This window comes from Microtetraspora sp. NBRC 16547, assembly GCF_030268965.1.
Classification (GTDB): domain Bacteria; phylum Actinomycetota; class Actinomycetes; order Streptosporangiales; family Streptosporangiaceae; genus Microtetraspora.
This window is the reverse complement of the sequence record NZ_BSSE01000018.1, coordinates 78881-92424: the sequence shown is the minus strand read 5'-3', so window position 1 is coordinate 92424 and position 13544 is coordinate 78881. Positions and strand designations below refer to the sequence as shown.

Below are 13544 nucleotides of genomic sequence, written 5' to 3'. Positions count from 1 at the left end.
TGCAGTGTTCGCCGCGGACCGCCGGGGGCGCCTTGACCTCTCCCACTCACGGTGCGGGACATCTCTAGAGAAATCAATGGCGGCAGGGTCAGGTCAACCTATCGCCGACTCGCCGCCTATTTCCGTGACCTATGCGTCAAAGTCGTACTGAAGTATGTACGAGGCGGCGTCGAGGATCATCTCGTTGTGCTCGATCGGGCGGCCCGCCGCGGTGTAGGCCGTACGGCCGATGGCGATGACGGGGGTGCCCGCGGGCAGGCCGAGCAGCTCCGCCTCCCGTGGATGGGGCATCCGGGCCCGCAGTTCCTCGGTGAAGTGCGCCGGAGTGTGGCCGAGATCGCCCAGGCGGGCGTAGACGCCTCCCGGCCCGGTGTCGGGGAGCACGACCGCCGTTCCCTCGACCAGGTCGGCCGGGAAATGCGAGCTGGCGAGCTGCACCGGCCGGCCGTCCACGAGATACCTGCGGCGGCGCACCCACACCTCATCGGTGTCCAGTACGCGGCCGATCTCCGCGCTGGCCCGTTCCCGCTGGATCTGGACCTGGTCGACCGTGTAGGCGCGGCCATGGGTGTCGTTGTCCCAGATGGCCCGGCCCTCTCCCCACTGCTCCCGGGAGAGCCGCCGGGAGCCGTGCCTCCGGATCGGGCGAAACAGCCGTACGTACACGCCCGACCCGCGTCTGGGCACCGCCAGGCCCTCGTTGATGAGTACGGCGAGGGCCTGCCGGGCCGTGGCGCGTGCGATGCCGTACTCGGCCATGAGCACGTTCTCGCCCGGTAGCCGATCTCCATCGCGCAGGTCGCCGGACAGGATCTTGCCGCGCAGCTGGTCGGCGATGCGCCGATAGATCGGGAGTTCGTGATGCACCGGGGAGGAGTCCGTCACGTTTGATCACCCTCTGTCACCAACGGGGGTAAGCGTCTCCAGAGAACTTGCCCCGTCTTGTCCACGATCGCACAAGAAATGACGGTGGTCCCGTGCTTATTTTGAGTGGATCGTGCCCCTGTGGCGATCTCGAGGGATTATTGCGACCCGTTACCGTGGAACGGTCCCGGCCGCTGTCGGGGTCGCTGTCGGGGCCGCATGCCAACGCTGCGTCATGATCGCGGCCAGGACGGCTCCCGCCGTGTTGAGCAGCACGTCGTCGATCGATGACACGCGGTGGAGGTCCAGGCCGTACTGGAGGGCCTCGACGGTGACCGAGGCGGTGGCGGCGACCAGCGCGACCATCCGGAGCCGGGCGAACCGCGCGGATCTGATCGGCAGCAGCGCGCCCAGCGCCGCGAACACCAGGAGATTGCCCCCGACCTGCACGATCACGGTCTGAACCGGCGCCTGGAAGACCTCGATCAGGTCGCGGAGGGGAACGAGGTTGATCCCCTCGGTGGTGCTTCCCGGGGTGAGGATCATCCACAGTCAGGGGGCCGTTCCGGCGACCATGAGGACGTCCGCGTAGGCCGTACGAGCCGGGTGGGGGTGGCCGCGGGACTCTCTCGCGCGGGCGAGCAGGTGGGCCGCGATCAGCGCGACCGGGATCGCCAGGACGGCGCCCAGGATGACATGACCCCACATACGCCATACGAGCCACATGGCGGACATTCTGGAGGTGGTGCCGGGAAGGTGGCCACCCGGTAAGCCGAAGACAGGTATTGCCTCCCGACTGTGTGCAACGGCACATTTGACGGTATTTCAGGAATCAACGACCAAATGAAGGAGTTCTGATCGTGGCCATCAGCCGTGCCGACTGTCACGCCCTCGACGCCGAGGATCCGCTGCGGGATCTTCGGGAGGAGTTCTCCCTGCCCGACGGCATCACGTACCTGCTCGGCAACTCTCTGGGCGCGCTGCCGCGGCGTACGGCGGCGAAGGTCGCGCACACCGTCGAGACCGAATGGGGTCGCGATCTCAGCGCGAGCTGGAACACGGCCGGCTGGTGGGATCTGCCGCAGTCCACCGGTGACCGGCTGGCGCCGCTGATCGGTGCCGGCCCCGGCGAGGTCCTCGCCGGCGACTCCACGTCGACGAACATCTTCAAGGTGATGGCCGCCGCGCTGCCGCTCCGGCCCGGCCGCCGCGTGATCGTCTCGGAGCTGGAGAACTTCCCCACAGACCGGTACGTCGTCGAAGGGGTCGCCAAGGCGCTCGGCGCGTACGAGATCAGGGACGTCGGGTCGCTCGACGAGGCGCTGGACATGGCGCTGGACGAGGCGCTGGACGAGGCGCTGGACGGTGACGTGGCGGCGGTCCTGCTCAGCCACGTGGACTACCGGACGGGCGCGCTGCGCGACATGGACGCGATCACCGCGCGGGTGCGGGCCGCCGGAGCGCTCATGATCTGGGACCTCTGCCACAGCGCGGGCGCCGTGCCGGTGGACCTGCGCGCCGCCGACGCGGATTTCGCCATCGGCTGCACGTACAAGTACCTGAACGGAGGGCCCGGCGCCCCCGCGTACCTCTACGTCGCCGAGCGGCACCAGGACGCGGCGCACAACGTCATCTCCGGATGGCACGGGCACGCCGCGCCGTTCGCCTTCGAGCCGTACTACCGGCCCGCCGACGGCGTACGGCGGTTCGCCACGGGCAGCCCGCCGGTCCTCGCCTACAGCGCGCTCAACGCGTCGCTGGACATCTGGGAGACGGTCGACATGTCCGTGGTCAGGGCCAAGAGCCTGGCCCTGACCACGTTGTTCATCGACCTGATCGACGAGCTCCGGCCCGACCTGGCCCTCGTCACACCGCGTGATCCGGACCGGCGCGGCAGCCAGGTGAGCTACCGGCACGCCGACGGCTACCCGGTGGTGCGCGCGCTCGCGGACCGGGGCGTCGTGGGTGACTACCGCGAGCCGGGCATCATGCGGTTCGGCTTCGCGCCGCTGTACCTGCGTTACGTCGACGTGTACGACTCCGCCACGGCGCTGGCCGAGGTGCTCGACAAGGAGTCGTGGCGGGACGAGCGTTACCAGCAGCGCCTGACCGTGACCTGATCGGCTGTCTTCGTCGTCGGTTCCATTGTCGGTTTCGTCGTCGTCGGCTCTCGGATCAGCGGCGCTTGTTGAGGTCGGCCACGATGTCGCCGGCCAGTGACACGCAGGTGCCGCAGATCCGGCCGGCCTCGCCGTGCACCATCTGGATGCGCGGCCCAGGGGTCTGACGGCAGAAGGAGCAGGCCGCGTCGCGCTTCTTGCGGCGGTTCGCCAGATGGCGGCCGGCGAAGGGCTGGGTGAAGCGTTTCCTGGCGGCCTGCTTCGAGAAACCGAACCGCTCTCCGATGACCGTCCAGGAGGCGCCGGCCTCACGGGCATCGCGTACGGCGAGATCGAGCAGGGCGTCCGCGTCACGGCTCAGCTCGACGCTCAGCGTGATCGCGGCTGACAGGGTCTCCAGGGGGTCCGCCGGATCGATCGACCGCGACCGCGCCTGTGTGAGTAATTCTGATGGCTCCATGCTTGGCAACCTTAGGTTGTCATTCAAAGATCATCAAGCGCGAAGATCACCGTACTGGCGCGGCGATGCCGACGGCGCCGCACGGCACGAACGAACGCGGAGCCGGGGCGCGAGAGCAATCCGGGAGAACAGTCGGGGAGAACAATCCGGGCCAACGCCGCATCTAACGGTTCGTTAGGGAACGTCTGCCCGGTGCCACGGCGTCGGCGGCCGCGCTCTTGTCAGTGTCAGCTCGTATGTCAGCTCGTATCAGATCGACAAGGGGAATCACGTGGAGCTTCTCGGGCCTCTGGGCAGGAAGATCGCACTGGTCGGCGCCGGGGCGGGGGTGCTGGCGACAGCCGCGGTCGCGCTGGGCGGGATCGCCTCGGCTGACCGGAGCAGCGGGTCGACCGGGCTCCGCGGATCGGAGGTGACCGTGGTGAAGGAGACACGGAAGGTCCCTGGCCGCGGAATCCTCAGTACCAACGTGGTGTGCGGAGAAGGCAGGCGCGCCGTGGGCGGCGGTCAGGCCTTCAACGGCGCGCACGACCCGCGCAAGCCGGTGGCCTTCCCGGTCAGCGCGCCCGGCAGCACGAGCGACGCTCCCGGCAGCGTCCAGGACGCGTGGGACTTCGTCGTGGTGAACCCGATGAAGCAGAAGATCAGCGTCGAGGTCTACGCGATCTGCGTCCCCCTCGGCTGACCCTCCTCCCCACCCGGGCCGTACGGCCCGGGCGGGGATCACCAGAGGACCCAGGGGCTTTCCGCGCCGCCGCCGAAATTGGCCGTTCCCGTCTTCCTCCACCGCTGGCGGACGTCGTGCTTGGCCCCCGCATGCGGGGCCGTGGTGGTGAACGGTCCACAGGTGGCGATCGCGCCGTCACGGGAGGGGGAGACGCCCGAGCAGATGAAGGGCTGCGAGACGTTGACGTCGGCGTCGGTGTTGTACAGCTGGACGTGTACGTCCGACCGGACCGAACTGGATCCTCTGATCCGGCCCATCAGGTAGAAGACGTCGCCCACTATGGCCATGCAGGGCGACATCTCCGTGCCCGTGCCGGCGCCTGTGGAGATCCACGAGCGGCACTGCCACTTCGGTTGCGTGTCCTGGGGCGTGGAGCCGACCGTGATCTTCTCCTCCGGCTTCGGGTCGGCCGCCACGGTCGCCGATCGCCGCGGCTGGGGCGTACGGGTGCCCTGCGTCGCGGGTGCTGTCTGTTTCGTCGGGGGCGGCTGCGCGGGCGGCGTGGAGACCCTCGTGTCCGGGGTGCGGGTCCGCGTCGGCCGTACCTTGTGCGACGGCGTGGGCGAGCCCCCCGTGGCGTCGGACGGAGCGGGGGTCGCGGTTCCGGAGCCGGGTTCACCGCCGGTGAGTTTGATTGACGCGGCAGAGTTCCGCTCGTCTCCCGTGTCCGACGCCTGCCACGGGGCTACGACGGCCACGGCCGCCGTGCTGAGCGCCAGGGCCGTGGCGGTCGTCGCGGTGATGATCACCCGTTGCCGGGTGCGCTTGCCCCGCTTGGAGGCCACGGTCTCCTCGCCGGCGCGGAGAACCTCCCCGGTGCTGGAACCCGTACCGGACGAGCTGGCCTGATCGGGGATGCCGGCCGCGCCGGGTGTGTCGGTCGCACGGGAGGGTGGGGAAGAGGCCCATACGGCCGCCGCGGGGGAGCCCGCCGATTGGAGTGGCTCGGAGGTGACGGACGGCGCGTCGCTCCTGGTGACCGGCGGCAGGGCGGGGAGTCCGGCCAGCGAGGGCGCGGCCGCGCGCAGTGCCGCCGCCACCTGCCCGGCGGCGGGGCGCTCGGCCGGATCCTTCGCGGAGCAGGCGGCGATGACCGCCCACAGGGCGTCGGGCATCCCGGGCAGCCGGCGGGGCATGGCCGTCGCATGTTGCCGGAGCAGGGCCATGGGGTGGTCGCCGACGAACGGCGGGCGTCCGGCGAGCAGTTCGTAAAGGATCAGGCCGATGGCGTAGACATCCACCGCCGGCGTGGGGGCGCTGCCGTCGGCCACCTCGGGAGGCAGGTACGCGGGCGTGCCGATGATCGAGGTGGTCTGGGTGATGCCCGGGCCGTGGACGATGCGGGCCACGCCGAAGTCGGTCAGCCGTACCTGCCCGGTGGCGCCGTCGATCAGGACGTTTCCCGGCTTGATGTCGCGGTGCACGACGCCCGCGGCGTGCGCGGCCGCGAGCGCGTCGGCGACCTGGGCCATCAGCCGCGCCGCTTCGGCCGGGGGCAGCGTGCCGTGCTGCCGGAGCAGGGTACGGAGGTCTCCGCCGTCGACGAGGTCCATCACGAGGGCGAGACGCTCTCCCTCGATGACGAAGTCGCGCACCGTGACGATGTTGGGGTGGCGCAGGGTCCGCATCACGTTGCGTTCCTGCACGAACCGCAGCACCAGGTCCTGGTCGCCGGTGAGGCTCTCGCGCAGCAGCTTCACCGCCACGGTCTCCCCGGTCTCCCGGTGCCGCGCCCGCCAGACGGTGCCCATCCCACCGGCGCCGATCTCGTCGAGAAGCACGTACCGGCTGCCCAGAGACACCTCGGACCCACCCGTAGCCATCGCCCGCCTTCCCCTCGAACAGGTGGAGATCACAATATCCAGGTAAATCGAGATAGAGGTAGATCGTCACTCATTGTTCGCTTGTGCGTGAGATGGAGCTGTTCGCCCTTTCGATCACCTCATCAGTGGTGAGCGCCGCTTTGGGGTGATGGCTCAGACACATCGGGACCCGCACTTTCACGAACGGCGTTCCCTCGGATGCCACGTAGAACTGTCCGGAGCCGAGCCGCGAGATCTCGTCCACGCCGCTGCCCTTGGCCTGGGCGATCTCCTTCGCGGAGGCGATCTGCACCGGGCTGTTGAGCAGGCCGAAGAACTGGGTGGCCGCGTTTCCGGGGATCTGGTTGTGCAGCCCCTTCGGGGCCTGGGTGGCGAACACCAGGCCGAGGCCGTACTTGCGGGCCTGGGACGCGAGCGCGAGCGTGCTCCGGGTGCACGGGGTCAGCGTGGTGGACGGCGCGAACGTCTGCGCCTCGTCCATCACGAACAGCCCGCCCAGCGGCCGGTCGCCGGCCGGGTTCCGTTTGATCCAGGCGAACAGCGCCATCTGGAGCTGGTTGACGAAGCTCTGCCGCTGCTCGTCGCCCTGCAGACCGATGAAACTGATCACCGAGATCCGTGCCCGCTTGCCGTCGGGTGGTGTGAGCAGCAATCCGGGGTCCACCGGTGTCCCCTGGCCGCCGAACATCGGGTCGTTGACCATGGCTGCGGTCAGGGTCTGGGCCAGGTCCGCCGCGATCTTCGCTCCGCCGTCGAGATCGCTCACGCCGTCGGGCAGATCCGACAGCAGCTCGATGAGACCTTTCAGGGTGGTGCGTCCCCGCTGTCGCCCGTAGTACCTGACCGTCTCCCGTAGCACGGCCTGGCCGCGCTGCGCCTTGTGCGTGTTCGCGCCCAGTCTCGCGCGCGGCACGATTGAGGCGACCGCGACGTCCAGCGCCGCGTCGAACTCGTCCGGGTCGTCGGTGACGCTCGCGAAGTCCGGCAGCGGCTGGAAGCTGAGCGGCCGGCCCCGCTGCCAGCGCGGGGTCCAGATCACCACGTCGGTGTTCGCGAGATAGTCCTCGGCTCGCGTCGCGTCTCCCTCGCCCCAGTACGGTGGAGCCTCCGGCCACGGATCGCCCAGGCGGGACAGGTCGTTGTTCGGGTCGAGCACGATCGCGGACACGCCCTGGAGCGCGCATTCTTCGACCAGGCGGCGGATGAGCACCGTCTTCCCCGACCCGGAGCCCGCGAAGATCGCGGTGTGCTTCCTGAGCGTCTCCAGGTCCACGCGCATCGGGGCACCATCGCTCATCGCCCTGCCGATCGTGACGTACGGCGCGGTGCTCGGGACCGGTTCCGTATGCGGAGGCGTCGTGGATGCGCCCGGGGCGTTCTGGATCGCCGGGGCGACCGGATCCGCCGCGACGGTCTGGGGTGCCGGAACAGGTGGAACGACCGGCACCGTCGGAGCAGTCGGCACAGCCGGCTCGGAGAGGGTGGGGAGGGCGGGCGGACCGTCCGGAACGGTCCAGGCGTCCTCCAACGCCTCGTTGAACAACTTGATGTCCGCGGCGGGCCTCCGGGAGGCGAGCCAGGTCCGCAGGCCGGGCGGATCCTCGTCGATCAGGGTGCGAAGCGCGGCCATCATCGTGAGGTCCTCGGTGTCGAGGCCGAGGATCCGCCCGCCCGCCCGTTCGAAGGCGGCGAGAGCCTCACGGGTGCGCGGGCCGTTCGCCCACTTGGCGTTGCGCAGTACGAACAGCCGCCGCTTCGGAACGTCGGCGTCCAGCCCCGTGGCCACAGACGCGTTGCGCAGCCGGTTCAGCGCGGCAACGGCGTTCTCCGAGGCGATCGCGCGGAAGGCCCAGTGCGCCTCGTCCTCGGTGTGCTCGTCCAGGATCCGGCGCAGGCGCGCGTGCAGCGGGGGCTTCGAGCTCGGCGGGGGATCCTGCGTGAACTCCCGCCCGGCGTCGCCGAGCCCCGCGACCCACGCGGCGAGCCCGGCCGAGAGGAGCGCGGGCATCGCCACGTCCTCCGTCGCGGGCGAGAGCGCCGTCCGGATGTCCGCGGCCTTCCTCAGCTCCGCGAACCTCGTGTCGAGTACGGCGAGATCCTCGGGCGGCGGAGTCGGCCCAGGGCGCGGAATCACCACGGCCGAGCCCCCGAAGTGCTCCAGCTCCCTGATCTCCTCATCGAGCAGGCAGGACTGGATGTGGTTGTCGATTTTGATCAGCAGTTGGCGCGCGGTGTAGTCGGGCGCGTCCTCGAACGCTTCCGCCCTGACGGGCCAGGTGGGGTACGGCGGCTCGAAGCCGACCGCGCCGAATTGCGCCTCGAACCGCTTCGCCACGAGGAGCCGCCCGGTCTCGGCATCGGGGATCGTCATGAGCTGAAGTGCCTGCCGAAAGCGATCTCGTACGGTGTCGGTGGCGTACTCCTCGATGAGCACCCATGTTGCCGGGATGCACGAGACGACGGTCAACGTGCGGCGGGTGACCTCGCGCAATGCCATCAGCCCATGCGCAACCTGCTCGACCTTGACCAGCTCGCGCCCGTCCGGGGTCGCGTTGCCGTCAGTAGTCACCCATGACTGCGCGAGAAGGGCGTCTATCTGGTCAATGGCGATGACGGACGGCCCAGTGAGGGAAAGCAGCCGGGACAGATCCCGGACGATCTCCTGAGGAGACTTCTGGACCTGACGAATACCCCACTGCGCACGCTCGCCGGGCTCTTCCTCCGGCGCTGAGGACAGGAACGAGTCTGCGATGTCCTGCGCGTTGAGGTCGTGGGAGGCGAGCAACGCGAGTGCTCTCGCGGTGTCCTGCGAGTCACGGCCGATCTGCCGGTCGAAGCGACGCAGCCCCTCGATGAACGTGTCGAGGGCCTCCTTCGAGAGTGTCGTTTTCCCGGACACGGCTCGTCGCACCATACGCGGCACGTCCACCAGCGCTGACAGACGCTCCAGGAAGGTGGTCAACTGACTCTCGCCGCTCGTTCCAGAACGCGACAGGCTGTCGAACATCGAAACCACGGTGCTCTCCCAGAAGCCCTTCGCGTCGAGCAGGCCCACCAGGAAGAAGTAACCGCCGTCGTGCTGCACCTGCTCGCGCAGCCAGCCGAGCAGGTGGGTCTTGCCGGTGCCTCGTTGGCCCTGGACGACCACGCCGATCGGGTTGGAGTCGCGGCTGTCCTTGGCCTCGGCCACGCCGGTGAGAAGGATGCGCGTGGTGTGCCGGTGCAGGCTCTCCACGTGGAACGGCGAAGGGCGCCACACGTCGTCGGGAACGTGGGTGTAGTTGAACCTGAGGGCCCCGAGGGCGCTCAACTCGCGTGTCGTCATCGCGCGCCGATCCAGAGGAAGTGCTTGTCCTGGTCGCCGATGATCACGGCCGCGTCCCGGTCCTGCCAGGTGAGCGCCTTCTGATCCGACGCGGGAACGATGTTCACACCTGGCATGCGGTTCATCCGCCTGAGTGCTTCGTCGAGATCCTCTCTCGGCACATCGCTGAGCAGGGGGCGGAGTCGGGTGAGGCTCACCCAGGCGCCGGGCTCCTTGGCCAGTTCGGCGTATGTGGCCCGGATGCGGGTCATGAGGTCGGTCTCCGAGCCCGGGGCGGCCCTGGTCGGGGAGACCGGGGACGGTACTTCCTTCGGCGTGGAAGGGGCCGGGGCCGCCTGCCCGCTGGAGGGGGTCAGGCAGTCAGCGGAGGTGGTGGAGGAATCGTTGTGCGAAGCGGGGGATGTTCCGTTGAGGGCCATGAGCGCGGCGTCGTCGTCCGCTGCCGGGGTGAGACCGCTGTCGTTTTGTGAGGCGTTGGAGGGTTCCGTGTCGTCCTGGGGGGTGAAGATGTCCGAATACCTCTGGTCGGTCCGGTCCAGGAACCGCTGCAAACCGGCGACCAGGGCACGTACCGCCGCCACGGCTGTTCCACCGACGTTCGGCTTGCCGATGACCGCCTGCACCTCCATCCCGGCGATGTGGGCCCAACCGGTGTCGGTGAGCATGTGCGCGTAGGCGCGGCCCTGCTTCCGGCTCTCAACCCACTTCAGGTCGTTCAGCTTCTTGCGCGCGTCTCCTGTCAGCGTCACGCCGTAGCGTTCCTTGAGTTCCGGATTGGAAATCTCGTCGGCCTCGGCCATCAGAACCAGCAGTATTGCGACCTCGGAGAACGTCAACGCCTTTTCGGGCATGTCTTATCCTTTCGGGATTCCGTGGGGGCTTCCGTGTTTTCCATGGCGACGGGCCCGCAGGAACCGCTCTATCTGGCTGAGCACGGATTTCGGATCGCTCATGATTTGCTCGTTGGTGAACCGCAAAACGGCGTAGCCGTCAGTCTGGAGCCGTATGTCCCGCTGCCGGTCCCGCTCGTACTTCGCCGAACCGCGGTGGTCGGACCCGTCGATCTCGACGGCGCAGCGCTCCTCACGCCAGAGCAGATCCACGCGGATCGGATTCACCAGGGGATGTGACTGGTACGACTGGTTCCACGCCCGGCCGGCCGCCCAGGCGCAGGAGGAGAGGGCTCTTTCCAGGATCTGTTCGACGACGCTTCCGGGATGCGGCCTGCCCGCGACGGGCGTCGAACCGCTCGTCGTCTCGCTTCCGTCGGTCCGCTCGCTCGCCTGGCCGTGGCCGCCCTGCAGTCTGGCGGGCGGCCTCGTCGCGTCTCCGGCGGCGACGTCTCCGTACTCCGGAGAGAACAGCCGTACGGTCCGTGTCTCCAGGCGGTCGACGGCGGCCAGGGGCGCGCCGGCCAGCCAGACGCCCAGCCCGCCACGCTGCGCGAGCCATTCGCAGGCTCCGACGAGGATCTCCTCCGCGACCGGCGAGAGGCCAGGCGGAACAGCCACGAGGATCGACGCGTGCGCCCGATGGAACCCGGCGGCGAGGACCCGAGCGAGGCCGGTTGCCCGTACCTCCGGCGTGAACCTCGCCCCGAGCCGTGGTGGGACGCCACCGACGGCAGAAGCGGCCCTTCTGACGGAGAGCTCGGCCAGGTCGGCGAGGAAGGGGCCGAAGTGGCCGGTCGCCGGGGCCGCTCGCAGGGCGAGCGAACGTACGGCCCGCGCGCCCGCGCCTCCCGGGCCGCCGATGCCCGCCGCCTCAGGCAGCCACGCCGGGAACAGGCCGAGGGCCGCCGTTTCCATAGCGCTCAACATCGAGGCCACCATGTCGGCGGTGGACCGCGCCTCGCTCGGGAAGTACGTGACGATCGCCGGGGCGTCATCGGGCAACGGCTCGATCGACAGGGTCAGGGCCTCCATGCCGGCCCCTTGGAGGCGCACGACGCGGCCTATAGGCAGCTCTCCCCACGACCAGGCCACGGGTACCTCTGAAGTCCGGATGTAGTGCTTTGGTGGCTGAGATTATCCGGCTCTCCTGTGTTACGCAGTGGTTTTGCAGGAGTTGTCAGAATTTGCCGGAGTTTTCGGGATGGGGATATCCAAGGGCTTTTGCCGCTGAAGGCGGCAAAAGCTGCGGAAGCTGCTAGATGTTGAGCAGGTGCGTCTTGACCGTAGCCTCGGTGATGAACAGCCGGGCGGCGTGGGAAAACAGGCGACCGCCCGTCACTTCCCCGCGGCCAGGTCGCGATCCACGATCACCGCCACCTTGCCCAGTACGCCACGGCCCGCCTTCAGCGACTGCAGTCCCGCATTGATCGCCTCAACGGTGCTGTCGATGGTCTGACTGACATGCGGGACCACAAGTCCCTGCGTCGCCCACTCCATCGCCAGAGCCATCCCGCGCTGGAGAAAGCCACGCGCCTCGCTGTCCAGCGTGGCGGGTTCGGAGAAGTAACGCAGCAGATTGACGTTGACATGCTTGGCGCCCCGCTCGGCCAGGATGGCATCCACCGGGTTATGCGTCTCGACCAAGCGTGTCGTCTTGCCGGGGCCGACACCGAGCACGATCCAACTGCCACCCCGCCGAACGGTCTTCGCGGTCTCGACAAAGCCCTGCTCGCTGTAGGTGGCGTCGAAGACAAGGTCAACGCCCCGCCCACTGGTCAGCTTCGAGATTTCGGCGGCGATGTCGTCGCGCTTGTAATTGAAAGTGAGGTGGGCGCCAGACTGCCGGGCCAGCGCCATCGACTGCGGCGTGCTGCCGCTGCTGATGACCAGTCCAGCCCCCAGGGCATGCGCCGCCATCTGCACGGCGAGATGCCCGACGCCGCCCCCACCGCCCGGGATATAGACCGTGTCACCGGCCTGGACGGCTCGGTAAAGGCTCACGAAAGCGGACAGGAAGCACATCGGAAGCGCCGCCGCATCGCGGAAGCTCAGGGATGGCGGCTTGCGGACGGTGAGGAATCGGCGTGCGACGGCATAGCCGCCTTCCCCTCCGCTCCCGCCCGTTGCGACCCAGCCGCCATCACCGTTCAAATCGGCCATGGCGGCCACCGCGTCGCCGACGGCTACGCCACTCACACCATGGCCCACGGCGACCACCACGCCAGCGAGGTCAAGACCGAGAACGACGGGGGGCGTCCGTCCCATGAAATTGAGGTCGGCCAGCTTGTACTCCAGCGGGTTGAGCGACGAGGTGGCGACGCGGATCAGAACCTGGTCGGCCGCCGGCTGCGGGACGGGAACACGCACCGCCTCAAGCGGCAGCCCAGCTCGGTCTCTTGTGTAACCGACGCCGAGAAACGTCTCTGGAATCGTCTGAGTCTGCTTCATGTTTCGCTCCCATCTGATGACATGCCGGCCCGTGACGGCCGGCAGGACGGGTGCGATTTCGCGTTAGATCTCATGCCAGTGCCCCGCCCGTCAATCTTTGCCCCGTCGCGTCGCCCAGGGCGGCACCTCGCCGCGTTGTCGTCGTCGCCCGTAGGCTCCGCTACGACCTCCTCCTCCGCCTTGCGATGCACCACCCTGGACACCGCTCCTACCGGGCAAACCTTGCCGGTTGGGGCACTAGTCAACGTCGCGGGCATCCCCCGTGGCCGGATGATCTTCAATATGACGGGCTTGATCTGGTCGCGTTCGGGCTCGAAGACGATGCTCGGGTCCGGGGTGTCCGGCGCGTTCACGAAGGACACGAAGCGGCGCAGCTTCTCGGGGTCCTCCAGCGTGGCGCGCCACTCGCCGGTGTGGTCCGACACGTGGCGGGCCATGGCGGCGTCGAGTTCGGCGCAGATCCGAGCCGGTCCTCGATGATCACCCTGTGCAGGTAGTCGATGCCGCCTTCGAGGCCCTCCAGCCAGGACGCGGTGCGCTGCAGCCGGTCGGCGGCGTGTGGGAGGAAGGTGACTATAGTGCCGAATGTGATGATCGGGGGCGGAGAGGTTAAATCCGGCGTGCGCCCGGTACCGCCCCACATTCCGGTCGGGCGGCCGACCCCTTCGAGTGAGCGGTCTCGCCGTACGGCACGCACAACCGGAGAGAGATGGTGTATCCCCCCTCCCAAGATCCCGGGCATCCCGCACACCCTCCGAATCCCCCGGACCCGGGCTCCGGGCATCCCCCGGACCCGCCGGGCCCGGGCTATCCCCCCAACCCCGCCGGTCCCTATGGCCAGTGGCCCGCCCCATATCCGCCACCGGCGCCGGGGCAGTTCCCGC

Annotated in this window: 12 protein-coding genes; 3 read left to right on the top strand and 9 right to left on the bottom strand. The window is 68.8% G+C overall.

Annotated features, from left to right (window positions below; all coding sequences use genetic code 11):
- Positions 1 to 129: 129 nt before the first annotated feature.
- The 3 genes from QSK17_RS23340 to QSK17_RS23330 all read right to left on the bottom strand — a co-directional run bounded on the left by QSK17_RS23340 (position 130) and on the right by QSK17_RS23330 (position 1590).
- The gene (locus QSK17_RS23340) at positions 130 to 885 is read right to left on the bottom strand and encodes a GntR family transcriptional regulator (RefSeq protein WP_285707265.1); all 756 of its coding nucleotides are present in this window, start codon (positions 883 to 885) and stop codon (positions 130 to 132) included.
- Between the two features lie 150 nt (positions 886 to 1035).
- Entirely contained in the window at positions 1036 to 1410 is a 375-nt protein-coding gene (locus tag QSK17_RS23335; RefSeq protein WP_285707264.1) for a VanZ family protein, read from the bottom strand.
- Between the two features lie 6 nt (positions 1411 to 1416).
- Entirely contained in the window at positions 1417 to 1590 is a 174-nt protein-coding gene (locus tag QSK17_RS23330; RefSeq protein WP_285707263.1) for a hypothetical protein, read from the bottom strand.
- Positions 1591 to 1721: 131 nt separating this feature from the next.
- Here QSK17_RS23330 and kynU point away from each other — a divergent pair, with 131 nt between their 5' ends.
- Positions 1722 to 2984, top strand: coding sequence for a kynureninase (kynU, locus tag QSK17_RS23325; RefSeq protein ID WP_285707354.1), 1263 nt, complete (start codon positions 1722 to 1724; stop codon positions 2982 to 2984).
- 55 nt (positions 2985 to 3039) lie between these two features.
- Here the strand turns inward: kynU and QSK17_RS23320 are convergent, their stop codons facing one another.
- Positions 3040 to 3444 (bottom strand): ClpX C4-type zinc finger protein, encoded by a 405-nt coding sequence (locus tag QSK17_RS23320; protein WP_285707262.1) that lies wholly within the window; start codon positions 3442 to 3444, stop codon positions 3040 to 3042.
- 271 nt (positions 3445 to 3715) lie between these two features.
- Here QSK17_RS23320 and QSK17_RS23315 point away from each other — a divergent pair, with 271 nt between their 5' ends.
- The gene (locus QSK17_RS23315) at positions 3716 to 4129 is read left to right on the top strand and encodes a hypothetical protein (RefSeq protein ID WP_285707261.1); all 414 of its coding nucleotides are present in this window, start codon (positions 3716 to 3718) and stop codon (positions 4127 to 4129) included.
- A gap of 38 nt (positions 4130 to 4167) precedes the next feature.
- Here QSK17_RS23315 and QSK17_RS23310 read toward each other — a convergent pair whose 3' ends face one another.
- From QSK17_RS23310 to QSK17_RS23290, 5 genes are all read right to left on the bottom strand, one after another.
- Positions 4168 to 5994 carry a serine/threonine-protein kinase gene (locus tag QSK17_RS23310; RefSeq protein WP_285707260.1) on the bottom strand — a complete coding sequence of 609 codons (1827 nt, stop codon included), beginning with the start codon at positions 5992 to 5994 and terminating at the stop codon, positions 4168 to 4170.
- A 70-nt stretch (positions 5995 to 6064) separates the two neighbouring features.
- On the bottom strand, positions 6065 to 9319 hold the full coding sequence (locus QSK17_RS23305; protein ID WP_285707259.1) for an ATP-binding protein: 3255 nt from the start codon (positions 9317 to 9319) through the stop codon (positions 6065 to 6067).
- Positions 9316 to 10170 carry a hypothetical protein gene (locus tag QSK17_RS23300; protein WP_285707258.1) on the bottom strand — a complete coding sequence of 285 codons (855 nt, stop codon included), beginning with the start codon at positions 10168 to 10170 and terminating at the stop codon, positions 9316 to 9318. Before QSK17_RS23300 ends, QSK17_RS23305 begins: the two co-directional genes overlap by 4 nt.
- Positions 10171 to 10173: 3 nt before the next feature.
- Positions 10174 to 11244: an endonuclease domain-containing protein gene (locus tag QSK17_RS23295; protein WP_285707257.1), complete on the bottom strand. Its 1071-nt coding sequence runs from the start codon at positions 11242 to 11244 to the stop codon at positions 10174 to 10176.
- 303 nt (positions 11245 to 11547) lie between these two features.
- On the bottom strand, positions 11548 to 12660 hold the full coding sequence (locus tag QSK17_RS23290) for a quinone oxidoreductase family protein (RefSeq protein WP_285707256.1): 1113 nt from the start codon (positions 12658 to 12660) through the stop codon (positions 11548 to 11550).
- A gap of 282 nt (positions 12661 to 12942) precedes the next feature.
- Here QSK17_RS23290 and QSK17_RS36455 point away from each other — a divergent pair, with 282 nt between their 5' ends.
- Positions 12943 to 13140, top strand: a complete 198-nt coding sequence (locus QSK17_RS36455) for a hypothetical protein (protein WP_502889274.1) — start codon at positions 12943 to 12945, stop codon at positions 13138 to 13140.
- The last annotated feature ends 404 nt before the right edge of the window (positions 13141 to 13544 follow it).

Coding starts and splice junctions, on each gene's coding strand:
- QSK17_RS23310 (WP_285707260.1), bottom strand. CDS start 5,994: ATGGCTACGGGTGGGTCCGAGGTGTCTCTGGGCAGCCGGTACGTGCTT.
- QSK17_RS36455 (WP_502889274.1), top strand. CDS start 12,943: ATGACGGGCTTGATCTGGTCGCGTTCGGGCTCGAAGACGATGCTCGGG.
- QSK17_RS23290 (WP_285707256.1), bottom strand. CDS start 12,660: ATGAAGCAGACTCAGACGATTCCAGAGACGTTTCTCGGCGTCGGTTAC.
- QSK17_RS23320 (WP_285707262.1), bottom strand. CDS start 3,444: ATGGAGCCATCAGAATTACTCACACAGGCGCGGTCGCGGTCGATCGAT.
- QSK17_RS23330 (WP_285707263.1), bottom strand. CDS start 1,590: ATGTGGCTCGTATGGCGTATGTGGGGTCATGTCATCCTGGGCGCCGTC.
- QSK17_RS23300 (WP_285707258.1), bottom strand. CDS start 10,170: ATGCCCGAAAAGGCGTTGACGTTCTCCGAGGTCGCAATACTGCTGGTT.
- QSK17_RS23335 (WP_285707264.1), bottom strand. CDS start 1,410: ATGATCCTCACCCCGGGAAGCACCACCGAGGGGATCAACCTCGTTCCC.
- QSK17_RS23295 (WP_285707257.1), bottom strand. CDS start 11,244: ATGGAGGCCCTGACCCTGTCGATCGAGCCGTTGCCCGATGACGCCCCG.
- QSK17_RS23305 (WP_285707259.1), bottom strand. CDS start 9,319: ATGACGACACGCGAGTTGAGCGCCCTCGGGGCCCTCAGGTTCAACTAC.